20 protein-coding genes are annotated in these 23,201 nt (G+C 70.0%); 8 read left to right on the forward strand and 12 right to left on the reverse strand.

Annotated features, from left to right (window positions below; genetic code table 11):
- Positions 1–20: 20 nt before the first annotated feature.
- On the reverse strand, positions 21–1,247 hold the full coding sequence (locus ABZ896_RS20070; protein WP_360930419.1) for an IS110 family transposase: 1,227 nt from the start codon (positions 1,245–1,247) through the stop codon (positions 21–23).
- 125 nt (positions 1,248–1,372) lie between these two features.
- Between ABZ896_RS20070 and ABZ896_RS20075 the strand changes: the two genes are divergently transcribed.
- A complete protein-coding gene (locus ABZ896_RS20075; RefSeq protein WP_360930421.1) occupies positions 1,373–1,708 on the forward strand; it encodes a helix-turn-helix transcriptional regulator in 336 nt (111 codons plus the stop codon).
- Between the two features lie 211 nt (positions 1,709–1,919).
- Here the strand turns inward: ABZ896_RS20075 and ABZ896_RS20080 are convergent, their stop codons facing one another.
- Both ABZ896_RS20080 and ABZ896_RS20085 read right to left on the reverse strand, forming a co-directional pair.
- Positions 1,920–2,381 carry an NUDIX domain-containing protein gene (locus ABZ896_RS20080; protein ID WP_360930424.1) on the reverse strand — a complete coding sequence of 154 codons (462 nt, stop codon included), beginning with the start codon at positions 2,379–2,381 and terminating at the stop codon, positions 1,920–1,922.
- Between the two features lie 118 nt (positions 2,382–2,499).
- Positions 2,500–3,207 carry a hypothetical protein gene (locus ABZ896_RS20085; protein WP_360930427.1) on the reverse strand — a complete coding sequence of 236 codons (708 nt, stop codon included), beginning with the start codon at positions 3,205–3,207 and terminating at the stop codon, positions 2,500–2,502.
- Positions 3,208–3,593: 386 nt separating this feature from the next.
- Here ABZ896_RS20085 and ABZ896_RS20090 point away from each other — a divergent pair, with 386 nt between their 5' ends.
- Complete coding sequence (locus ABZ896_RS20090; protein ID WP_360930430.1) at positions 3,594–5,240, forward strand: hypothetical protein; 1,647 nt, start codon at positions 3,594–3,596, stop codon at positions 5,238–5,240.
- A 108-nt stretch (positions 5,241–5,348) separates the two neighbouring features.
- Here the strand turns inward: ABZ896_RS20090 and ABZ896_RS20095 are convergent, their stop codons facing one another.
- Complete coding sequence (locus tag ABZ896_RS20095) at positions 5,349–6,500, reverse strand: tetratricopeptide repeat protein (protein WP_360930433.1); 1,152 nt, start codon at positions 6,498–6,500, stop codon at positions 5,349–5,351.
- 254 nt (positions 6,501–6,754) lie between these two features.
- Between ABZ896_RS20095 and ABZ896_RS20100 the strand changes: the two genes are divergently transcribed.
- From ABZ896_RS20100 to ABZ896_RS20115, 4 genes are all read left to right on the forward strand, one after another.
- Entirely contained in the window at positions 6,755–8,245 is a 1,491-nt protein-coding gene (locus ABZ896_RS20100; protein WP_360930436.1) for an IMP dehydrogenase, read from the forward strand.
- A gap of 193 nt (positions 8,246–8,438) precedes the next feature.
- Positions 8,439–9,086, forward strand: a complete 648-nt coding sequence (hisH, locus tag ABZ896_RS20105; protein WP_360930439.1) for an imidazole glycerol phosphate synthase subunit HisH — start codon at positions 8,439–8,441, stop codon at positions 9,084–9,086.
- Positions 9,083–9,886 carry an imidazole glycerol phosphate synthase cyclase subunit gene (locus ABZ896_RS20110; RefSeq protein ID WP_360930442.1) on the forward strand — a complete coding sequence of 268 codons (804 nt, stop codon included), beginning with the start codon at positions 9,083–9,085 and terminating at the stop codon, positions 9,884–9,886. Before hisH ends, ABZ896_RS20110 begins: the two co-directional genes overlap by 4 nt.
- A gap of 189 nt (positions 9,887–10,075) precedes the next feature.
- Positions 10,076–10,468: an HIT domain-containing protein gene (locus ABZ896_RS20115; protein WP_360930445.1), complete on the forward strand. Its 393-nt coding sequence runs from the start codon at positions 10,076–10,078 to the stop codon at positions 10,466–10,468.
- Positions 10,469–10,515: 47 nt separating this feature from the next.
- Here ABZ896_RS20115 and ABZ896_RS20120 read toward each other — a convergent pair whose 3' ends face one another.
- The 5 genes from ABZ896_RS20120 to ABZ896_RS20140 form a co-directional block, all read right to left on the reverse strand.
- Positions 10,516–11,526, reverse strand: a complete 1,011-nt coding sequence (locus tag ABZ896_RS20120; RefSeq protein WP_360930448.1) for a transcriptional regulator — start codon at positions 11,524–11,526, stop codon at positions 10,516–10,518.
- Positions 11,527–11,928: 402 nt separating this feature from the next.
- Positions 11,929–12,966 (reverse strand): serine hydrolase domain-containing protein, encoded by a 1,038-nt coding sequence (locus tag ABZ896_RS20125; protein WP_360930451.1) that lies wholly within the window; start codon positions 12,964–12,966, stop codon positions 11,929–11,931.
- Entirely contained in the window at positions 12,966–13,136 is a 171-nt protein-coding gene (locus ABZ896_RS20130) for a hypothetical protein (protein ID WP_360930454.1), read from the reverse strand. The genes ABZ896_RS20125 and ABZ896_RS20130 overlap by 1 nt, the downstream gene beginning before the upstream one ends.
- A gap of 307 nt (positions 13,137–13,443) precedes the next feature.
- On the reverse strand, positions 13,444–13,740 hold the full coding sequence (locus tag ABZ896_RS20135; RefSeq protein WP_360930457.1) for a hypothetical protein: 297 nt from the start codon (positions 13,738–13,740) through the stop codon (positions 13,444–13,446).
- The gene (locus ABZ896_RS20140) at positions 13,737–14,279 is read right to left on the reverse strand and encodes a hypothetical protein (protein WP_360930460.1); all 543 of its coding nucleotides are present in this window, start codon (positions 14,277–14,279) and stop codon (positions 13,737–13,739) included. Before ABZ896_RS20140 ends, ABZ896_RS20135 begins: the two co-directional genes overlap by 4 nt.
- 538 nt (positions 14,280–14,817) lie before the next feature.
- On the opposite strand from ABZ896_RS20140, the gene ABZ896_RS20145 reads away from it, so the two are divergent.
- Together ABZ896_RS20145 and ABZ896_RS20150 are read left to right on the forward strand one after the other, a co-directional pair.
- Complete coding sequence (locus tag ABZ896_RS20145) at positions 14,818–15,495, forward strand: hypothetical protein (protein WP_360930463.1); 678 nt, start codon at positions 14,818–14,820, stop codon at positions 15,493–15,495.
- A gap of 120 nt (positions 15,496–15,615) precedes the next feature.
- Positions 15,616–18,900: a Helicase associated domain protein gene (locus ABZ896_RS20150; protein ID WP_360930466.1), complete on the forward strand. Its 3,285-nt coding sequence runs from the start codon at positions 15,616–15,618 to the stop codon at positions 18,898–18,900.
- A 23-nt stretch (positions 18,901–18,923) separates the two neighbouring features.
- On the opposite strand, the gene ABZ896_RS20155 is transcribed toward ABZ896_RS20150, so the two are convergent.
- The 3 genes from ABZ896_RS20155 to ABZ896_RS20165 form a co-directional block, all read right to left on the reverse strand.
- A complete protein-coding gene (locus tag ABZ896_RS20155; RefSeq protein ID WP_360930469.1) occupies positions 18,924–19,553 on the reverse strand; it encodes a hypothetical protein in 630 nt (209 codons plus the stop codon).
- Positions 19,554–19,609: 56 nt separating this feature from the next.
- The gene (locus ABZ896_RS20160; protein WP_360930472.1) at positions 19,610–20,656 is read right to left on the reverse strand and encodes an SWIM zinc finger family protein; all 1,047 of its coding nucleotides are present in this window, start codon (positions 20,654–20,656) and stop codon (positions 19,610–19,612) included.
- A partial coding sequence (locus ABZ896_RS20165) for a DEAD/DEAH box helicase (RefSeq protein WP_360930475.1) occupies positions 20,653–23,201 on the reverse strand: 2,549 nt, incomplete at its 5' end. The genes ABZ896_RS20160 and ABZ896_RS20165, both read right to left, overlap by 4 nt.

Raw genomic sequence — 23,201 nt, forward strand, 5'->3', positions numbered from 1 at the left:
CCGTCGGCCCGCCCCGACGGTCAGCCGGGGAACATGACGTGTTCCTGGTAGAGCCGGCCGGTGCGCACGCAGTGGTGCAGGCCGCTGAGCAGTCGGTTGCCGACGTGGCGCAGCGCGGCCGCGTAGCCGTCGCCGCGTTCGCGGCGTGCGTCGTAGAGGGCCCGGCAGCCGGGGGAGCGGGTGAGTGCACCGAACGCCCACTGGTGGACGGTGGCCTTCAGGGCCCGGTTGCACACCGTGCGGTGGACGACGGTGTGGCTGCTGCCGGAGGACCAGGTGATGGGCGCGGTCCCGGCGTAGGCGCGCAGATGGCGGCCGGTGGGGAAGCGGCCGGGGGCGTCACCGATCTCGGCGAACAGGCGGGCGGCGAGGAGGGGCCCGCAGGCCGGGAAAGAGCGGTAGATCCAGTGGTGGGGGTGGGCGGCGAACAGGGTGTCCGCCGAGATCGCCAGGCGCTCGGCGTTCTGGCAGGCCAGCGAGAGCTCGGCGAGGTGGAACCGGGTACGTTCGCCCATCGCCTGCTCAGTCTGCGGGCGCTGCCGCAGTTGCGGCGCGGCGAACAACTCCCGCAGCCGGGTGGCCTCTTCGTCCAGGAGCCGGGTGCGGCCGGCGGCGGCGAGCGTGTCGTACAGGCGGCGCTTGGACAAGGCGGCGGCCTGGCGGGGAGTGGGGGCGAGCGCGAGAACCGCCCGGGCTTCAGGCCGGCGCAGTCCGTGCTGCATGCCCGACCACGCCTCGACGGCGGCCGGGTAGTACAGGCCGAGGTGGGAGCGCAGCCGGAGCATGACCGAGCGGGCCGCCTCCGTACTGGAGGCCTGCGTGCGGGCCAGCACCGCGATGGCCGCGGCCTGGTCGGAGTCCTCGGGCAGGAGAAAAAGCCGGCCCGGGTTCTGGCGGATGATGTCGGCCAGCAGCGAGGCGTCGCCGCGATCGGACTTGGAGACGGCGGCGCCGTGGCGGCCGCGGTAGCGGGCGGTCACCGCGGGCGGGATGACGACCACCGGCTGGCGGCGCCGCTGCAGTTCGGCGACCAGCAGCCGGCTGCCGTCCTCGATCGCGATGGGCACCTGGCGGCGGGAGAAGCGGTGCGAGGTCGGGTTCAACGCGCGCAGCGCCCCGAGGATCTGCTCGACGCCCTCGCGGGACTCCTCGACCCGCAGGTGGGTGACCACCTTGCCCTCGTCGTCGATGATCACGACGTCCTGCAGTCCCCACGACCAGTCGATCCCGGCCCACCACCGGCCCATACGCGTGCCCCCTCTACTCTGAGTGATGCATATATACATCACTCTGGCGGGGTGTCAGACCACCGGGGCCGGGTGCGGGATCATACGGAGGGCACACAGTGGTCAAGACACTTCCAGGGGGCGACATGCGCGGCGACAAGGCGCCCCTGACGTACACCACGGGCGAATGGCCCGAGGAAGCGACGGCCGGCGCCGACGCGCCCGCGGGCGTGCAATACGCCCTCGTCCTGGCGCGGGCCCTCCACGGCGCTGCCGGGGCGCGGGGCCTGTCCCACCGGGCGGTGTCCGTGCAGGCCGGTCTCAATCCGACGGCGGTCGGCCGGATCGTGCGCGGCGAGGTCTATCCGGACCTCGCGACCATCGCCCGGCTCGAGGCCGCCCTCCAGCAGGACCTCCTGCCCCCGCACCGCTTCCGGACCCTGCCGGCCGCCACGACCGACGACAGCGCGGCGGACGGCTGACCCGCCGCCCGACCGCGGCGGCGGCCTCCGTCAGGAGGCAAGCCACCGGCCCAGGAGAACGGCGCCGACGATCAGCGGGGAGAAGATCCCCAGCAGATTGACGGCCGTCATGAGGGGGCCGTCCCCTCTGCGCACGCGGGCCATGGGCTTCGTTTCCTCTCTGCGAACTCGGATGCCGCGGCGGCAGCGGCTGACGGCCGCCGTGCTCACCTCAGCGAAGGGCGACCGGTCGCCGCGGGGTGCCGTCGGCGAGGACACCGGCGATCAGTTGTGCGAGACCGTGAGGGTAGACCGTCTCGCCGGTGGAGCGCAGTTCGTCCAGCGTCCACCAGCGGCTGGACCTGATGCTGTCGGGCCGCGTCGCCCGCGACGGGTCGATGTCGCCGGCCGCGGCCCGTACGAGGAAGTACTTCTCGATCTGACGGACAAGTCGGCCGCCGACCGGGTGGTCTACGACGCGCTCGGCGATCTGATCGCCGAGGTCGGCCTTCAGGGCGCCGACCTCTTCGCGGAGTTCGCGCAGCACCGCGGTGGGATGGTCCTCGCCCGGCTCCAGGCTCCCGCCGGGGGTGGCCCAGAAACCGGCGTCCTCGTCATAGCGCACGAGCAGGACCCGCAGATCGGCATCGAGTACGACGGCTCGTGCCGCTTCCCGTCGGGGCGCCGTGGTCATGGCGTCAGTCTGGCAGCCACGTCAGATCCCGTCGATGGGACACCCGGCGCCGGGGAAGCGGCACGACGGCACCCGTACGCCCGCCGGGGGCCGGGCCGGAGCGGCTTGGGCATGCGGCTCACAGCCGCGCGTGGTCGGGCAGTGCGCCCGCCTTGGACTGCTTCAGGTACCAGCTGATCTCGTTGGGGAACTGGTCGGCGAAGCGCAGGAGCCGTTCCAGGGCGCCTTCGTAGAGCGGATCCGTGCCCGGGCGGTCGAAATCGGTGAGCCGCCCGGCCCACAAGGCAGCCGCGTTCTCGGGGACGCCGTCGCCGAGTTCGGCAGCACATTCGATGACGCTCTCCACGGCAAGAATCAGCTCCTGGCGATCCTGCTCGTGCCGGTCCCGGAACTGGGGCTCGCGGGCGACCAGCAGGTCGGTGCACGGAGTCGCCAGGGCCTCGCGCAGCCGGCCGAGGGCCGGCTCTTCGCACAGCGCCGTGACCGCGGAGGCCGTCAGCGCGGGCCGGCCTCCGACGACGCGCTCCAGGATGGTGGTCCCGAGCACCGCCGCCGCGCTCGCGTAGCGCCAGGTGAGCAGGCCGACGCTGCGCTCGTAGCGGCCGGCCAGGAGGCTGAGCCGGTGCAGCGAGTCGGGGTGGTGGGTCAGAGCCCGGCCCTGCGTGTACACCTGCGCGTTCTCTTCCAGCCGGTAGGAGCGGCCGGTGACGGCGAGCGCGGACTCGTACTCGTGACGCAGATCCTGCAACGTCACGTGCAGGGAGCGCAACGCTTCGATCTCCAGCGAGGTCAGCGGTGCTGCCTCGGTGAACAGCGGGAAATCCATGGGACGTTGTCTCCTTACAGCGCTGTCGGAGAAGCTGTGGGCGGCTGGCCCTCGGAAATGGCCGCCCCTGGCTGAGAGGGAGAGCCAGCACGTCCAGCAATGCCCCGATCGCCTCGGTGCCATGCTGACCGTCTCTGTCTAACTCGCCTTCGCGACGGCACCCTTGAGGACTATAGAGGCCGGGACCGACAGCCGGGTCCGGCACCGTGCGTTTGCGTCGTACGCCGCATCGCCGACGGGCGCGGGGCGTCGACTGCGGCACCGTCCGTTGCGGGCCGCCGACACGGGCATGCCGCGCATGGCGCCCGTTGCCGGGGCCGAGCGGCCGATATCCCCGATGATGGGGACCGCCCAGGACAACGGATCAAACCAGACGGGGAGTACAGATGGCGGTGGAGGCTGGCACGCAGCCAGAGCGCGTCGCAGGGCGGGTATGGACGGTGCGCCTGGACCCCTACGGCCGTCCCTCCGCCGGCGAGGTGAGGCTCTCCTGCTCCCGCCCGGCCTGCGCGCCACACCGCATCTCCGGCGGCACCGGTGCCGGACGCAAGGCTGCAGTAGAGCACATCAACATGCACCTCGCCCGCGTCGGTCAGGACGGCGGGCCGCGCGGCGACGCGACGTGCGCCTGCCGCGCCGCCGACTGCGCCTGGCACACCGCCGACCCCGACGCCGGACGGCGCGGCGGGCCGCGGCCGGCAGCAGTGCCGGCGCGGTGCGGCGGTGCGATGGTCCTGGCGATGTATGCGGACCGCGTCGGAAGGCTGTGGCGGATCGCGGAGATGTGCGCGCGCTGCGCCGCCGCCACCTCCGGCTGCCGGGTCCTGGACACCGCCCGATCCCCGGCACCCACCACCCCGGCTGGGGCGGATCAGGCGCTGGGAGAGCTGGCCGCGGAGGCGGAATCCGCAGACGGCTCGGCGGGGCTGGACCGGGCGGCGCTCTTCTCCGACACCGGCCCCGCCTCCGCTGCCGGCGCTTCGCGTTCCGCCGCAGCCTCACAAGGGCCGGTCCCTCAGGCCCGCACGGCTTCGCCCGGCGGCACGTCCCGCCGGGCGAAGCGGTGGGGAAAGATCGCACAGCGGATCGTGCCGCATGACCTTGAGCCTGATGTGCTGAGAGTGGAGCTCATCGAACTCGGGGACGCGTTCCGCGCCTACCAGCAGCGCACCGAACCCGACCTCGCGCTCCTCGCAGAACTGCATGAACGCAAGGGACGGGCCTTCCGCCTATGGGCCGACGTGAGCGGCGACGGCTCCCTGCACCACGAGGCGAAACGCGCCGAGAAGGCCGCACAGACCACCCGCGAGATGGACCAGAACCGCACCGGCGCACCCGCCGAGGATGCTGTGGGCGGTGACGGGCCGGCGGTGGAACGGCTGCTCACCCGGCAGCAGGCCGTGCACGCCCGCACTGTGCTGGAGTACGCCCACTCCAACGCCCCGTACCCGGAGGCCGAGGTCCGTCTCGCAGTGGTCATGCTCACCCTGCGGGCGGCACGCGCCGGCACCGGGAACGTCACCGGCCAGGACCTCACCGGCTGGCTCCCCGACGACGCCGAGCGGGTGCTCGAACGGCTGGTCGAGGCCGACTGGTTGCGTCTGCCCGGCACCGTCGCCGACGCGATGGCCTCGCTGCCCGAAGAAGCCACCACGTTCACCGTCCCCGCACTGCTGGCTACCGAGCCCCGCCCGCTCGCCCTCGGCAAGACCACCCGCGCCAGGATCTCCGGCTGGGCGCAGAAAGCGGTAGGCGACCGGAAGATCCGCAAGAAGAAGCTGGGCGCCGCCACCCGGCTCCTGGCCCTCTACACCGCCGCCCACACTCGCCCCGACGGCCGCCTCGGCCACGCCGCGGACGGCGGCCTTCCCCTGGAGAAGGCCGCCGCGTTCTGCTCCCTGCCCCTCGATGAAGTCACCGGACACACCGAACTGCTGGTCACCGCCGACTGGCTCGCCGAAGCCGACACCGCCGCGGGCAAGCTGCGCGGGCAGCTCGCCGAGCGCGTCCTGCCACTGGGAGGGCTGCTGTAACGCGCGGGCCCCGCACGCCGAAAGACTCGAACGCGTACGCACCCGCAGGCACGAGCACTCTGCGCCGCGTGTCCGCGGCAGCCGGCCCGGGTAGCTGACGCGATCCTGTCACGCTCGCAGCGTAAGTCGTTCGACGAGGCCCTGGCTGTCCTGACTATCCGGCAGGTTCGGGAGGCGGGCCCGGATCTGGCTGATGCCATCGTTGATGCGTACGGACTGCACCCCGTCGGAAGAGTCGAGGAACTCGTGCCAAGTTCCCACGGCCTCAGCGGTGTTCCCACGTTTGTGCTGGACGTGACCCAGGTCGGCGAGCACGATCGCGCGGGTGCGCCGCCGGTCGAGGCCGTAGATCTCCAATGCCTGATGAAGATGGGCCTCCGCTGCGGTCAGGTCACCCATCCGGGCGTGGATCATCCCGGCTTCGTGGGCCCATCGGCCGTGGCTGTAGTGGCTGGCCCAGGACTCGCCCGGCTTCACCGGCGCGTTCTCGATCGCCTTCTGTGCAGCTTTCAGCAGCCGTGCGGCGAGGACACGGTCGCCGTCGGCGGCAGCTGCCCGGGCGTAGGTGTTGCTGTAGTAGGCGAGGGCCTTCGGGTTGCGCAGCTTGCGGCCGCGCTGCTCGCACGCTTCGGCAAGCCGTACGGCGACAGGCAGGTGTCCCAGGTCGATTGCCTGGTCGGCGAGGCCGCGTAAGGCGGTGGCGGCGAGTTCGTTCTCGCCGGCCTCTGCAGCGAGGCGGTAGCTGTGGAGGTGGTAGCGCTGGCCCAGGCCGTCGAGGCCCTCGTCACGGGCCATCCACCCGATCAACTGGACCAACTGGCTGGCCGCGGCGAACAGTTCCCGCCGCACCGGATCCGTGGACCGGCCGTCGAGCCAGCGCTGCACGTCGATCGTGAGGTAGCGCACCGCGAGATGGCGAGCGTGGCCGCCGCCGGTTTCGGAGGCGGCGTTGCCCAGCTCGGTGGTCACCGTGCGGATGGCGGCGACCTCGCCCACACCTACCGCGACGGGGCCGGGCCGGCTCACGCGGCGGGTGAGCGCCTCGGCGTCGGGCAGGTCCAGGGCAGCCAGACCGATCGCCGCCGAGGCCGTCAGAAACTGCCGTCGATCCACGTCCGCGCCTCCCGGATGCATGACTGCGACGACCATGATGCGCGCCATATCGCCTCTCCACCAGTGGTGCTGTTTCCTACCCCCTCCTTCGTCGAGACCTTGGCCGAAGAACGGTGGCTTGTTCGCCTTGGCGATCCGGATGAACACGTCGAGTGCGGTACGCTCCTGTATGGCGTAATGGAAGTCAGCGCCTGTGCAGCATCGCGCGAATCGAACCTTCGGCGCATTGACTGTCGATTCGGTCGCGCGTGCGAGCACTGCCCCGCCGGGTATGCCCGCTCTCAGGAAATCCAGAGTGAATTCTTCCCCTAGTGCGCTTTCCAGCTGGTGTCTGTCTGCACTGCCCGCACGAGCCTGATTAAGCGCCCCTATTGGGTTTCGGGCTCCGTTCTGGAGAAGACGTGAAAATCCTCCCCGAGACCTCCCGTACGTTGAGTGAGTACCTCCTCCTCCCTGGGCTGACCACGGAAGACTGCACGCCGGACAATGTGGACCTCAGGGCGCCGCTGGTGCGGCACCGAGCGGGCGAGGAGTCTTGGATCCGGATCGCCACACCGATGGTGAGCGCCATCATGCAGGCGGTGTCGTCCCCGACGCTGGCGGTAGCCCTGGCACAGGTCGGCGGGTTGGCGTTCATCCACCAGAACCAGCGGATCGACAACCAGGCCGCAGACGTGCTCGCGGTGAAGCGGCACAAGGCAGGCTTCCGGACCAGCAAGGTCGCCGTGGCGCCGCAGACACAGCTCGGCGTAGTCGCCCGGCAGCTGACCGGGATCGAGCACGGCGTGGCCGTGGTCACGGAGACCGGCGCTGCCGACGGTACGTTCCTCGGAATCATCGGCCTCGACGACTTCCACCTGGAGCGCCACGTCTCCGAGACAGCGGGAAGCCGGATGCGCGGGCGCGACGGTCTCGTCACCGCGCCCTCCTCGGTCTCGCTGTCCGATGCGAACGAACTCCTCTGGAACCACCACCAGGACGTATTGCCGGTGATCGAGGACGGCCGAGTCGTCTCGCTGGTTCTCAAACGGGACTACCAGGCCCACAAGGCGTTTCATCACGCGTCCGTCGACAGCAAAAAGCGGCTCCGCGTGGGCGCTGGAATCAACTCCCGGGATTTCAAGGACCGCATTCCCGCACTGGTGGAGGCTGGTGCAGACGTACTGTGCCTGGACTCCTCCGACGGATACTCCGTCTACCAGGCTAAAGTCCTCGAATTCGCCCAGGAGAAATACGGGGACGATGTCTTCGTCGGCGCGGGGAACGTCGTCGACGGAAGGGCATTCCGCTACCTGGCCGAGGCGGGCGCGGCATTCGTGAAGGTCGGCATCGGCGGCGGGGCCATCTGCACCACCCGGGAGCAGAAGGGCATCGGCCGGGGGCAGGCCTCCGCTCTGCTCGATGTGGTCCAGGCCCGCGACGCCTACGCCCAGGAGACGGGAGTGTACGTGCCGCTGGCTTGCGACGGCGGCCTGCTCAACGACTCGCACATGGCCCTGGCCCTGGCCATGGGCGCCGACGTCATCATGCTCGGCCGCTACTTCGCCCGGCTCGACGAAAGCCCGTCGCGCAAACTCCAGATCGGCGGCCAGTGGTACAAGGAGTACTGGGGCGAGGGATCCCGCCGCGCGCAGAACGCGGCCCGCTACGGCCAGCGAGGCCAGATGCTCTTCGAAGAAGGCGTCGACGGCTACGTGCCCTACGCCGGCAGCCTGTACGACAACGTGGAGCGGACCCGGGCGAAGCTGACGGCGACGATGATCAGCTGCGGGTCGACGAACCTGCGGGACTTCCACCGGGACGCGGTGCTTGTTGAGGTGTCCGCGGAGTCCTTCAAGCAGACCGGTGCGGAGATCCAGGTACGCCGACCCGCCTTCGACACCGCAGAGTAAGCGACCGTCCTGGCCGTGGCTGCGCCGTACGGCCAGTGCGGGCGGCCGCCAACTCCAACTTCGGCAGCAGGCGGCCTGTCCAATTTCCCCGGCGCAGCAGCCCTGATCGGCTACGATGAGCACGCAACTCTATACGTTAGGTTGCATACCCGACCAGGTCCAGTCTGTGACGGGACCTTAGATTGAGGCTTCAATGAGCTATCGCGACCGGCCGATCGCCGGCGTGATTGACTACAGGAGCGGCAACTCTCAGAGCGTGGTGCACGCTCTGGACGCTCTGGGCGTCCCCAGTCGTCTGATGACGGCGCCCCATGAACTCGACAGTGTGGACCGGGTCGTCCTGCCCGGTGTCGGGTCAGCAGGCACCACGATGGAGTACCTCACCAAGGCCGGCTGGCCCGAAGCCCTTCACCCGCGAGTCGTAGAAGACGGAATGCCGTTCCTGGGCATCTGCGTGGGACTCCAGATCCTCTTCGAATCCAGCGCGGAGCAGGACGCTACGTGCCTGGGCTGGCTTCCGGGCACGGTGCGACCGTTCGACAGGCAGCAGGTGCGGGTTCCGCAGATCGGCTGGAACCAGGTACGGCGGGTCTCCGACCACCCCTTCCTGGCGGGGTTTCCGGAGGACGGCGAGGGCTACTTCTACTTCGTCAACTCCTACTACGCGGTGCCCGAGGACCCCTCGGACACCTGCGCGGTCACGGAGTACGGCCTGCCCTTTCCGGCAGCGGTCGCACGGGGGAACATCATGGCCACGCAGTTTCACTGCGAGAAGTCCGGTCCGCTCGGGCTGGACCTGCTGTCCCGGTTCGCCAAGCTCCCGCAGGAGGAGCTGTGTTGACATCTGGACTGACCGCCCGGCTGATCGCGTGCTTCGACGTGATCGGCGGGCGGGTGACCAAGGCCCGCCGGTTCGAGGACAACATCGACGTCGGAGCAGCGGCGGAGATCGCTGCAGCGGTGTATGCCGACGGCGTCGATGAGCTGATCTTCTACGACATCCTCGCCAGCGCCGAGCGGCGGCAGGCGGACCTGCGCACGATCCGCGAGGTCGCGCGGCAGGTGTTCGTGCCGTTCACCGTCGGAGGCGGGATCCGCTCTGTGCAGGACATGCACGCCGTGTTGGCTGCTGGGGCTGAGAAGATCTCTGTGGACTCCATGGCCGTGCGTGACCCGCAGATCATCGCCCAGGGGACGGCTGAGTTCGGCACCCAGTGCATCGTGCAGTCGATGCAGGTCAAGCATGTCGGGAAGACCGAGGCTATCCCCAGTGGCTACGAGGTGTTCATCGACGGCGCCCGGGTGGCCACTGGAATGGATGCCGTGCAGTGGGCGCGTCGCGGGGAGGAACTGGGTGCCGGCGAGATCGTGGTCAACTCCGTCGACCAAGACGGCACGCACGCCGGCTACGACCTGCGGATCACCAAAATGATCGCCGGCGCGGTCAATGTTCCGGTGATCGCATCGGGCGGTGCCGGTTCCACCGACCACGTCGCCGATGCTTTCAGGGAGGCGGGCGTCTCAGCGGCCATCATCAGTTCGCTGCTGTACTCGCCGCGTATGGAGCGGACCATGTCGGTGCCTGAGGTCAAAGCGGACCTCGCCAAGCAGCACGGGCTGATCGTCAGGCCCTGCCCCTAGGCAAGCCGGACTGCGCACGCGGGGCCGGCTGACCGCAGCCGCCCCCGTCGGCAACGCTGCGGAGCACTCGTTGCTGCGGCGTTCCCATTTTTTCGATGCGGTGTTCGGGGCCGTAAGGGGCGTTTGTGCTGCGTGGCAGGACGGTAATCTTGCACATACATCACCGACAGGCACCGGAGGTGACGAACTGTGACCGATGCTGTTGCGGCCGCCGAGAGGGTCTCGGACTTCTACTGCCACCAGGCCATTCCTGGCGTCGTGGAGATCGAGCGGGTGATGGAGACGGACCGAGTGCTGGCGTTTCACCACACCAAGCCGTCATACCCGGTGCACATCGTGGTGGTGCCCAAGGAACACATTCCGTCTCTTGTGGACTTGGGGGACGGCGGCCCGGAGCTGCTGGCGGAGGTCATGGACGTGGTGGCCAAGGTCGCGGACCAGGTCCGTGAGAAGCACGGTGCCGCCTCAGTGACCACCAACGTCGGCCTGTACCAGGAGTCCAAGCACTTGCACTGGCACGTCTACCACCGCGGCGAGACTGACAGGCAAATCCTCGAGATGTACGGCCACGGTGACGATTGACGCCGAGCGGAGTCGGTGGCGCCATGGCCGGGCGGCGGACAGGGGTCTCACGCTGCCAATAGGGTGCGTGCGCGCTCTCGGAAGTCCCGGGCCGCTGGTATGGCCCCGTACGGGGCCAGCCGCTTGCTGAGGTCGAGCAGCGGGCCGGTGGAGCGGTGTGAGCTGATCCCTTCGGTGAGGTCCAGGGCATGGCTGGCGGCTTCACAGGCGCGTTCGACTTCTCCCTGGTCCAGCAGCGCGTCCGCCTGCCTGGCCCTGTAGAGGGCGGTGGTACGAACGTGCGCCGGGTCGATGAGGGCATGGACCCTGGCGAACTCGGCTGCGGCGGGGCCGGGTTGGGCCATGTCGCGGTGGCTGGAGCCCCTGGCCCCAAGAATCTCCGCCTCGTTGAACCAGTACGCCCAGTCCGGGTCATCGTGCCCGGACGCCGCTGCAAGGAGGCTCTGGGCTCGGTCGAAGTCGTCCCAGCAGCGGGCATCGCCCAAGTGGGCGCGAGCGCGGCCGCGCCGCGAGGTGAGCATGGCCTCGACGCGAGGGGTGGAGCGTCCGCGAACGGCAGCGAGCCCGGCGGAGGCCATGGCTTCCGCGTCCGTGAACCGGCCCGTGTTGTAGGCGGAGACGGTCCAGAAGTTCAGGACGTTCGCGCCGAGTGCGTTGTCGCCCGCGATTCGGGCGGCACGCAAGGCACTGTCGAAGGTCTCGTCAGCGCATTCCCCGTGAACGTCGAGCATCGCGGCGGCCCGCTGGCGGGCGAGGTCGGTGGCAGCCGCGTACAGCCGTGCGCCGTGCGCGTTGCTGTAGGAGCGGTTGCGGATAAGGCTGGTGACCAGGGCAAGGGCGCTGTCTGTCTCTTCGAGGATGATGCCGCCGCCCTCGGCGTCATCGCTGTGACGTAATTCTGAGACGCGTGCCTCGATGCGGGCGACGGCCGCTTCACCGATGCGACGGCCGGTGGTGATCTGGCCGGCGGCGGCCGGGTCGGCGGTGATCCAGGCCAGAAGAGTGGCGGTCAGCATTCCGCCGGCGATGAGGACGAGTTCCCTGCGCGTGGGCTCCATTGCGGCGCTCCCTGCGAGTTCGGTCAGTGACGTAAGGGCGCCGAGGAGCGACCAGGGCCGGGGCCCGGGCCGCGTAAGGGGTCCTCGGCTAACCACTCCGGCCATGGTCGCGCAAATACGGCGTCGGGCGGAATGCCGAGCACGGCGGCGATCACCAGCGGGGTCGGGGACACGGTCGAGCTCCCAGTGGCATACCCCGTCCCTGCCGGTGCACAGCGGTCGGCGCGTGCGGCAACAGCGGCTCAGCGGCGCCGCCGTGCAGCTCGGCCAGTTCCACGGTCGGCGACTGGGCCAACTGCTTCCGTGCGGCGGGCAGTAGCTTCGGGAGGGGCGAGGAAGACCGACCCGGCCTGTCGGATATCCGGCTCGGCCAACAACTCACCCATCGGGGTGTCTCCGTCGTCAGTTGGTGGAAATCGTCTTGAGCGCGAGGGCACGCAAGGGCGCGATCTTCGTGCGGGCGTTGCCGTGGTAGACGGCGTTGGTGCAGATCGCCAGGTAGCGGCCTGTGTCCGGGGCGAGATACAGGCTGGTGCCGGTGAATCCGTGGTGGTAGGCGACGCGTCCGCCGGCGGCGAGGATCCAGGACAGACCGCGGTCCAGCCCCGGCTCGATCGGGGTTTGGGGGACAAGACTGGCGCGCAGCCACTCGCCCAGGCCGTGCTCGTCGCCCTCGGCGTGCGCGAGCAGGAGCCGCTGGGCGTACACCGCGAGGTCGGCGGGGGTGGAGAAGACGCCGGCGTGTCCGGCGATGCCGCCGAGAAGTGCGGCGTTGTCGTCGTGCGCGGCACCCCAGATGCGGGGAGCGCCTGGGATGCGCTGCTCGGTGGGGGCGACCTGGTGCGTGCGGGCGACGGGACCGTACACGGTGGCGTCCATCGTGAGCGTTTGCCATAGAGCCGCACTCAGCTGGTCGAGGGGTCGGCTGTTGACGTGGGCGAGGGCGAGGCCGAGCAGGATGTAGCCGCGGTTGATGTACCGGTGTTGGCCGGGAGCGTCTTCCAGGGGTTCACGGCACAGCAGTTCGTGCAGCGGCAGTTCGGCGCTGCGGTAGTGGTCGAGGCGGGTGGAGGCCTGCAGCCCCGAGGTGTGTGCGAGGAGCTGCCGGACGGTCGCTTCGCCGCTGGGGCTCTCGCTGCTGATCGGCGGCAGGAAGTCCCGGATGGGAGCGTCGAGGTCCACCAGGCCGGCGTCGAGGGCCTGCCCGATCAGAGGCCAGGTGGCGACGACTTTCGTCAGCGAGGCGATGTCGTACGCCGTGTCCTGGTTGGGCGCCCCGTCGCCGCACTCGGCGGCAACCGTGCCGACGCTGAGGAAACCGGGAGTGCTGTCGGTGGTGCCGTAGGCGATGACCCCGCCCGGGGTCGCGCCGTCGGCAACTACCTGGTCGCAGGTGTCCCGGAGGCGGGCGGTGTCTTCGGAGGTGAATGGGACGGGCATCAGCGGCCTCCGGGGATGATGGTGATCTCGGCTCCCAGCGTGGCGCGGCTCGGCAGCAAGTGGCCGTAGCCGCGCCGGACATGGAACATCTCCCGGATCGTAGAGGTGCCGTCGGCGATCAGAGCGGCGATCACCAGCGCGTTCACCGCACGGATGTCCTGGGCCTCCACCTCGTCGTCCGCAGAGCCGTGCAGGCCCGCGGACGACGATCACGGAGCTGGCTGCAGTGACGCCCGTCGGCCTGGGTGAGCATCGCAGCCAGCTCCCGTGCGGTGTCGTCGGCAGGCCCGGGTGCGGACCGGTCGCAGCAGCCACAGCCCGAACGGCCCCTCGGTTCGAGCGCGTACGCGCCGCTCGGCTGGTCTGCCAGGACGCGATTGAGGAGCGCGGGGCGCTCATCGCCGTGACTTTCCGGCTGGCGCTCGCCTCGGAGACGCGGAGGAGCAGCTTGGTGACCGTGGTCAGCGGGACCAGAGATCAGGTCCTTCGCACCTGGCGGGCTCTGGGCGGCAGTTCGCCGCGTTCGCGGGCCAGCGCCTCGGCCTCGGCGCGGGCTTCGGCGGCCCGGTCCTCGGCGTACTGGGCATGGTAGCGGGAGGACTCGCAGCCGGTGGCGTCGACGAGCCGGTGCAGAAGTGCGGCCCGCGTGTCCAGATAGTGCAGGCGGGCGGCGGCGCTGGCAGTCGGGTAGTGCTCCGCGGCGTTGAGGAGGCCGACCACCTCGACGATCAGCAATGTGTCCGCCCCCGGGCCCGCAGGCTGCCGGGCGGTCACGACGGCTTCCCAGCGAGCCTGGCCAGGCGTTCCAGCTCGACCAGGCCATGTGCGCAGCACTGCCCGCACAGCAGCCGCCGGGACCCGGGGCGCTCCGGCAGACGGATGTCGTAGGGCAGCCGGGGCTCGTCCTTGATCTCGCGCAGGTCGTAGCCGCACTCCGCGCACACCAGCCCGGCTGCGTGGGCCTGCTTCTTCGACCAAGTCGGCCAGTCTGCCGACAGCGCGAGGTTGGCGATCGCCATGCCCTCGGCGTGGGGCTGGAACAGCCGGAAGGCCCAGCCGGGGCCGCCCTCGGGGATGGCGTCGATGGACTCCTTCAGCGAGGCCATCCAGCGCACCAGGTGCGTGAGATCGTTGCGGACGATCCGGACCTCCTGGCCCCGCCGCATCGCCTTGTGGGAGCTGGCGAGCGGGAAGCGGAAGGCCGTCACGATCGTGTACGGCACCTCCAGCAGTACAAGCGCCCGGCCGATCTCGGCAGCGGTGGCCTTCCACTCGCCGCAGTCTGCTTCCCGCCACAGCGCGAGCCCGTCCATGTTCAAAACTCCGGACACCCTGACCGTGCTGATAACGCGACGCTGGGCGGCCCGTACCTCTGGGAGAACTGCTTCCGTCATCGGGATCACCCTCGTCTCCGCGGCACCCGGGCGGGCACCGTCCCTACTGGTCAACGACGGGTGGCAGTCTGCCGTCCGGTGCGACTTTTCCGGGCTCGGAATCAGGCGGACAGCGCCCGCCGCCCCCTACTCAAGGGGGGAGCGCCGAGGTGCGATCAGCTTGGCACTACCGCAGCATCTCCTTTCGATCGAGTCCACGGGGCAACTGCTGTAGCGGGGGCGCTGGTTGGCCACGTTAGGCTGCGGAAGCGGCATGGTCCTCATCGCCGCGATGCGTGGAGCGGACTTCGGTCTGCGGCGTCTGCATGGCCGGGATCGCCGGACCGCGCCAGGTCGACGGGAAATAGGAGGCGGCCGCGTGCAACTGGCCCATCAGCGTGGCCGACCGTCGGGCTGTGTCGGCATCGACGCCCGTGCCGAGGGCGGTAGCGAGCCGGGATCAGTGTTGGCGATCTCCATGAGCCGGCACGACCCAAGGCCGGTACCCGAACCCGACGAGACGCTGTTGACCACCTTCCTCACCTCTGTCGACTCCAGGGTCTACGAAGAACCGGGAGGGAAAGCCGCGTACCTGCGTGGTTCGCAGACTTCACCGGCGGTAGCGGCGTGGGTGCTCCAGGACGAGCCGCCGGAACTCGTCGTGGACCGGCTCATGTCGACGTTGGTCGTCGTGAACACCGCAGGAGCGTTGATCGACGATCAGACCTGCCGTGCCGGCCTGTGGTCGACATTCGACCACCTGGACAACCGCAACGGCGTGCTCCTCACCATGACGAGCGAGACCCCCGGCGCTCCGGTGGAGCTGTTTCCGGCACTCCTGTACTGCTGGCTGTTTTGGTGGCGCAAACAGGTCGTCGCACTGCGCGACGGCCCGGAGGTCCCGCCCGCGCCCAGGCGAGGAAAGGCAGAGGAGTACGCCGACGACCTCGCGGCGTGGATCGAGCAGGCCATGGAACTGCACCGGCACCGTCCGCCGGCGCGCGTCAACGTGCCGCTGCCACCGGAGCGTCTCGAACTGATCGAGGACAGACGCCGTTTCGCCGTACGGCTGAGCGACTTCGAGCTCACCTTCTGGCCGGATCCGCTGTCACGGGACCGCATCGACCCGTTCTTCGGAGACAGCCTTGACCAGTAACCAGGCCGTCTGCGGTCGGCGGGGAACAGGAGCCGTTGATCCCCGTGCTTCCACCACGGACAATGCGGTGCGTCACGGCTTCACCGGTTGCCGTGTTCGGACTTCGGTTTGCGGGTGGGGATGACGTCGGGCAAATTGTGGCCGCACCAGGCCGACGCGGTCGAATCGGTCACCCGGGCCATCGGCCGCGGCGGCCGGACAAGTCTGATCGCCGCGTGCGGCACCGGAAAGACCCGGATCGGCCGAGCGGCCGCAGTCCGTCTGGGAACCGTCCGGCGGGTGCTCGTCGTGCTGCCCACGATCGATCTGCTGGTCCAGACCCTGCGCGGCTACCGCGATGCCGGCGACGGCGCTCTCGGCACGGTGGCCGCGGTGTGCTCGGACCCCAGCGTCGCGGAACTCGAACTGCTGCACGGCGAACCCGACATCCTCGTCACTACCACCCCGGCCGTGCTCGCGGACTCCGTCCGCGACCAGGAATGCGTCACCGTCCTGTCGACCTACGCGTCCCTGCCGGTGATCGCGGAGGCACACGGGCTCCACGGTCTCCCTGACTGGGACCTGGCCGTAATCGACGAGGCCCATCGCACCACCGGCCGGGCGGACGGCCCGTGGAAGACCGTGCACCGCGATGAACAGGTCCCGGCCCGCCGTCGCCTGTACATGACGGCCACCCCGCGGATCTCGGAACGCGGGGGAGAGGCGATGGTGTCGATGCACGACACCACTATCTTCGGGGAGGTGTCCTACCGGCTGCCGTTCAGCCGGGCGATCGAGATGGGCCTGCTGGCCGACTACCGCGTCGTGGTCCCGGTCGTGACGGACGAGGAAGTACACCGGCTCGCCGCCGACGAGAGCCTGGAGATGCGGCTGGGCGGCTCCAAACTGTCCCCGGCCATGCTGGCGGGCCAGATCGCGGTCCTGCGCACCATGAAGGAATTCGGGGTGCGGCGGGCGATCTCCTACCACCATCGGGTCGCCGAGGCGAAGAAGTGGGCGCAGACCCTGCCGGCGGCGGCAGCGCTGCTGCCCGGCGGCATCGAGCTGTGGGCCGGGCACGTGTCCGGCATGCAGGCGCCGCACCTTCGCCGGCGCATCATCGAACGGCTGGCCGACCCGGGCGGGGAGACCGTCGTCGTCTCCAACGCCAAGGTCCTCGCCGAGGGCGTGGACGTCCCCGCCGTCGACGCCGTGGTGTTCACCCGGCCCCGCGACTCCGCGGTGGACACGGTCCAGGCCGTCGGCCGGGCGCTGCGGACCGGCGGCCGCAGCGACAAGGTCGCCACCATCGTCGTGCCCCTGCTCCTGGCGGCCGGCGAGAGCCCCGAAGCCGCGCTGGAGGGCAGCGCGTGGGAACCGGTGTGGCAGGTGATCCGCGCGCTGCGCGACCACGACGACCGGCTGGAGGACTTCCTAAGTGTCAAGCGCGTCCAGCTCGGTGAAGGCTCCCTGTTCGAGGGCGCAGAACGCGAAGCGAAACTCCCGCCCTGGCTGCACATCCGGGGCGTGGACGTCCCGACGGAGTTCGCCGAGGCCATCACCATCCGGGCGCTGCGCGCCAGTTCACCCAGCTGGGACGAGTTCTACGGCGCCGCCCGCGCGTACGCCTACGTGCACGGGCACGCCAACGCGCCGGCCAAGTGGGTCAGCCCCGGCGGGCTGAAGGTCGGCCAGTGGATCCTTGACCAGCGCCGGGCACGACGGGAAGGCCGGCTCAGCGCCGACCGCGAAGCCGCGCTCGAAGCCGTCCATGTCGTGTGGAACATCAAGGACGACGGCTGGACGGCCGCGCTCGGGCACGCGCAGAAGTACTTCACGCAGCACGGTCACCTCGACATGCGCCAGGACGAGCGCGCGGAGGACGGCTACCAGATCGGCCGGTGGATCGGCTGGCAGCGCATGGCCTACCACCAGGGCAAACTGCCCGATGACCGCGTCGCCGCCCTCGACAAGCTGGGGATGGTCTGGAACAAGGCCCTCACCGCCTGGCAGCGCAACTACAGCGAGGCCCAGCAGTACTACGAAGAGCACGGTGACCTCCTCGTTGTCCCCTCGCACGTCACGGCGTCCGGCTGCCGCCTGGGGACCTGGATCGCAAAACAGCGCGACAACTACCAGAAGGACAAGCTGTCCGCCGAGCAGATCGTTCTCCTGGACGAGATCGGCATGGCTTGGCGGCCGCTGGACGAGGCATGGCAGCAGGCCTACCAGCACGCGTGCGCCTACCGCGAACGCCACGGCCACCTTGATGTACCGACCGGATATGTCGCCTCCGACGACTTCCGGCTGGGGAGGTGGATCATCAATCAGCGCAAGGCCCGCCGGGAAGACCGCATGCCCGAGGACAAGATCCGCGCCCTGGAGGACCTGGGCATCGTCTGGGACCCCCTGGAAGCGAAGTGGGAGCGGGGCCTGGCCGAGGCCCGCGCCTACAAGGACCGGTACAAGGACCTCCGCGTCCACGCGAGATACGTGGCCCCGTCGGGGTACAAGCTCGGAGGCTGGATCGCCGACCAGCGCAAGGCCCAGGCGCGGGAACGGCTGCCGAAGGACAGGATCGACAGGCTCAACGCCCTCGGGATGTCCTGGGCCGTGCCCGACGACACTTGGCAGGTTGCCTACCGCGACCTGTGCGCCTACCGCGAAGCGAACGGCAACCAGGACCTGCCCCAGGACTTCCTCTCCTCGTCGGGCATCAACCTCTACAAGTGGGCGGCGACCCAGCGCATGGCCCGGGCCGGCGGCCAGCTCTCCGACGAACGCCAGCGGCTCCTGGACCGGATCGGCTTCCCGTGGGATCTCGAGCACGACCGCTGGATGCGCCGCTACTACGAAGTGTCCGCCGCGATGGGAGAGATCAAGAGTCCCCGCAGCCTGGACGTCGGCTCACCCGAGCGGATCTGGCTCGACAACCAGGCCGTGGCCTACCGCAAGGCCCGGCTGGACGCCGAGCGCCGGGAACTGCTCGAAGCCCTCGGAGTGACGGCCGACCAGGTCTGGACGATGTGGCGCAGCGCCTACGACGAACTCGCCGCTTTCCGCAAGGAAGAGGGGCATTTCCAGGTTCCCGACGACTACCGGACCATCGACGGTGTGCTGCTGGCCAAGTGGAAGACGTTCCAGCGCTCTCAGCGCAACAAGGACAAGCTCGCCGAGGAGAAGGTCAGGCTCCTGGAAAAGATCGGATTTCCGTGGGACCCGGTCGCCGAGCGCTGGGACATCCGGTACGAGGAGGCCGTCGCCTTCAAGCGGCGCAACGGCCACCTCCTGCCGGCGCAGGGCTCCAAGCTGCACACCTGGCTTGTGCGGCAGCACCGCAACAGCGAACGCGGGATCCTCAACCGCAGCCACCGCACCCTGCTCGACCATCTGGACCCTCAATGGTCCGCCGTGGCCACCGGCTGAGGCTCCCAGGCGCGCGGCATGATCTACCGGAGCGAGTCGACGGAGACGGACAACGAGTGTCCGGTGGGCAACAGGGCACGGTAGCGGCGTCCCGGCCGGTGCCCGAGGGAGTCCGTGTCGGTCACCAGCCCCTCCATCAGGCTGTGCGCGTCCTGGTCGGCGGTGACGACGGCCAGGACACGGTGCGACCGGCTGCTGTCCGTGATCACCAGTTCGTGCAGGAGCGGCTCCGCCGCCCGGGCCCACGCAGTCAGTGACCGCAGCACACGGGCCGTTTCACGGGTGGTCGTCGAGCGCGGCGGCAGCGCGGCCGTGCCCGGCAGCTGCGGAGCTGCATTCGTGCACGCGACGATCACGGTGTCCGCCCACTGCCCGCGGACCGAGGCCCCGTAGCGGCCCATCAACACCTCACCGACCGCCGGCACCGACCCCACCCGTTGCGCGATCTGGTCCACGGCCAGGCGCTGCTCGGCCAAGGGAAGTTGATGCGGCGTGGCGATGATGACGCACGGACCGTCGTCGGGGACGTCGGTGAAGGTGACGTCGAGTGGCGGCAGATCCCCTACGCCGTCCAAGAGCCTCGCCACATCGCCGAGTTGCCGTTCCAGATCCCGCATGCGGGCCAGCATGCCGTAGCCGCCGCGGGCTGTCACAGTACGGGCTGCTCCTCCCGCCGCTTGGCGTCAGCCTCGGCCGGATACCTCGGTGATCAGTCGCCGGTGGGGCGCCAGGCGGTGACAGCGCGCGCCAGCTCGTCCGCGCTCATGCCCAGGGTCTCCTGCAGCCGACGTTGCAGTGGGATGCGGAGGTGATGGCGGGCGGCCAGCCGCACCGCGTCGTGGGCCGCGTCGGCGGGAACCTCGGTCTCCTGCGCGGGGACCGAGCCCTCTGGTGTGGTCAGGGCGCGCAGCATGGCGTGGGCGCGCCAGCTGGTCTCGGTGGCGAGCACGGACACAGCCTGCGTGTCGGTGCCGGGCATGCCCGGCAGTACGGGCCTGGCCAGATCCTGGGACGGCAGCGGGAGCGGAGGCAGAGGAGGGCGGGGGGAGTGCTGCCAGCGGTCATAGGCGGCGTCGGCAGAGGTGTCCGGCGGGTGGGTGTGGCGACCGGGCCGGTAGTGGGGGAGGAGGCTGGGATGATCGGGGTCCAGGATGCCGGCGAAGAAGTCGGTCGCCGAGCGGCCCCGGATGAGCAGAAGAGCCAGCGGCATGTGGTCGAGAAGGCGGGCCGTCTGGTACAGGGCAGTCGCGGCGTGCTGGCACAGGGCGCTGCGGCTGGAGCAACTGCACGAGGCCTGGCACTGGTCGATGGTCGGCAGGAGCCGGATGCCGTTGCGGGCGCCCGCGTTGATGATCTCGTACAGGACGTCCTCGGCGGGCCGGTGCGGCCACCGGGCGGCGAGGTGGCGGGTGATCAGGGTCAGATCGCGCCATTGTGACCAGTCCAGGACTGGGATCCGCACCGTGGGGTTGGGCTGGGGGGTGTAGGCGTAGGGGGAGGGGGCGGGGTTGGTGTTCTCGTTGATCCAGCACCGGATCGTGCCGGCCTCGATCACGAGGTGGGTGACGGGGGCGGTGCGCGCGTAGGCGCGTGCGCGGGGGAGCGGGCTGGAACTGCTCTTGGGGGAGCCCTTGGCGCGGGGGGAGAGGGAGTCCAGCCAGACGCGGCCGCCGAGGTGTTCGCACATGTCGGTGCCCGGCAGCGGGCCGAAGGGGTCGCTGCGTACCTGGTAGGAGCCCTTGTCGGGGAGAGTCATCGCATGCTCCTGAGCGCGATCAGGTCGAAGAGCTGTGCGTCGGTCAGTTCCGTCAGCCCGCTGCCGGTGTCGGCGAGGACGGTGTCGGCCAAGTCCTTCTTCGTGGCGAGGAGGTCGGCGATGCCCTCTTCGACGGTGCCTTCGCTGATCAGGCGGTGGACCTGGACGGGATGCCGGGAACCGATGCGGTGAGCGCGGTCGGCCGCCTGGTCCATGACCGCGGGATTCCACCATTGGTCGATGAAGACGACGTGGCTCGCGCGGGTGAGGGTCAGACCGGTGCCGGCCGCCCGCAGGGACAGGAGGAAGACCGGGAAGCGGCCGTCCTGGAAGTCGTCGACCAGAGCGTGCCGGTCGGCAACAGGAGTGCCGCCGTGCAGCATCCGATGCTCGACCGACTGCTGACCCAGACGGGCCGAGACGAGACGGGCCATCTCCACATACTGGGAGAACACCAGTACCGACTGCTGTTCGGCGAGCATGACGCCCAGCAGATCGTCGAAGAGATCGAGCTTGCCGGAGCGGCCCGACAGACGCCGGGGATCCTTCTCCTTGAGGTACTGGGCCGGGTGGTTGCAGATCTGCCGCAGCGCGGTGAGAAGCTTCAGGACCAGGCCGCGCCGCGCAATGCCCTCGGCGGCGCGGATCTGGGTCATCGTCTCCCGGACCACCGCTTCGTACAGCACGGCCTGTTCCCGGGTCAGGGGGGTGTACTGGGCGGTATCGGTCTTGGGGGGAAGCTCCGGTGCGATGCCGGGGTCGGTTTTGCGGCGTCGCAGGACGAACGGGCGGATCAGAGCGGTGAGCCGGGCGGAGGCGGCCGGCTCGCGGTGTTTCTCGATCGGTGTGGCGATACGGGTCCGGAAGGCCTTGAGAGGACCGAGGAGCCCGGGGACGGTCCAGTCCAGCAGGGCCCACAGCTCACTGAGGTTGTTCTCCACCGGTGTGCCGGTGAGCGCGACGCGGGCGCGGGAGGGGATTTCGCGGAGCGCGCGGGCGGTGGACGAGGCCGCGTTCTTGACGTGCTGAGCCTCGTCCAGGGTGATCAACGACCAGTCCAAGGCGGCGAGCTGGCCGGCGTTGAGCCGGGCGGTGCCGTAGGTGGTCAGGACGAACACGTCCTCGGCGAGGCCGTCCAGGCTGCGGCCGGCGCCGTGGAAGCGGCGCACACCGCTGGTCGGGGCGAAGCGGCGGATCTCGCGCTCCCACGTGCCCAGGAGGCTGGCGGGGCAGACCACCAGCGTCGGACCGCGGCTCGAGGTCGTCTCCTGACGCATGAGGTGGAGCGCGATCAGGGTGATGGTTTTGCCGAGTCCCATGTCGTCGGCGAGACAGCAGCCCAGGCCGTGCGAGGTGAGCTGCCGCATCCAGGACAGGGCGTGCTGCTGGTAGTGCCGTAGCGTGCCGGCCAGCGCCTCGGGGACCGCGGCGGGGGGCGCCGGCGTGGTCAGCGCCGTGCGCAGGGTGGCGAGCCAGCCGACGGGTTCGACCGGGACGATGTGATCGCCTACCTCGGCCTGGCCGGTCAGCGCAGCGGCGACGGCGTCGATGGCCGCAAGTTCCGCGATCTGCCGCCGGCGGGCCTTGCGCAGCAGGGCCGCGTCGACGCGGACCCACCGGTTGCGCAGCCGCACGAACGGGCGTTTCGCCTCGGCCAGCCGGTCCATCTCGGCGTCCGTGAGGTCTTCTCCCTTCCTCAGCGCGGCCTGCCAGCAAAAGGGGAGCAGCAGATCCGGGCCCAGCAGGCCCAAGGAGGCGGCCTGGTTCTTCTTGGGCGCCAGGACGGCCCGCACCGTGAGAGCGCGGACCAGGTCGCGGGGCCAGTGCACCTCGCATCCCGCCGAGACGAGATCGGTGACGGCGTCCCCGAGCAGGTCGTCGACCTCGTCGACGTCCAGCTCGAGAGCGTCGGGGACCGGGGTGTCCAGCAGGCGTTCCAGCGGGGGCCACGCACGCGCGGCCCCCCGCAGCGCCACCAGCGTGCCCATCTGCCGGGCGGCATCCACCGATCCGGGCGGCGCGGACCGTCTCCACAGGACGCCCGCATCCACCAGGTCCTGCGGAGCCTCGACATCCTGCACCTGCAGCATCGCGCGAACCCCGGTGTCACCCTCTTCGGAGATCTGCAGACGCAGCGAGATCTGCACACCCACCGCCGGTCCCGCCGGCCGGATGCCGCCGGCGCCCAGCACCAGGTGCGGCACATGCTGAGGCGGGCGGGCCGCGAACGCATCCGAACCGGTCAGGTAGGCGGCGCCCGGTGTACGCGGCAGAGTGTCGGCGACCGCGTCGAGGAACGCGTCGAGGATGAAGACCGGATCCGGGATGGTCGGCGGGTAGGCGCTCGCGCTGAACGGCAGAGCATGGGCCTGAGGCGGCATTGCCGCGATCAACTCGTCGAAGTACTCGCCCTCGTCGGGAAACTGCGGAGCACTGCGCCACGTGTCGAAGCCCGTCGGCGTGACATCCAGGCGCATACGCCCGCGCGCCAGCAGCTGAAGCGCGAACAATGCGGCCGCACCCCAGAATTGGCAGCTCTCATCAC

The organism is Streptomyces sp. NPDC047072, from assembly GCF_040643855.1.
Classification (GTDB): domain Bacteria; phylum Actinomycetota; class Actinomycetes; order Streptomycetales; family Streptomycetaceae; genus Streptomyces.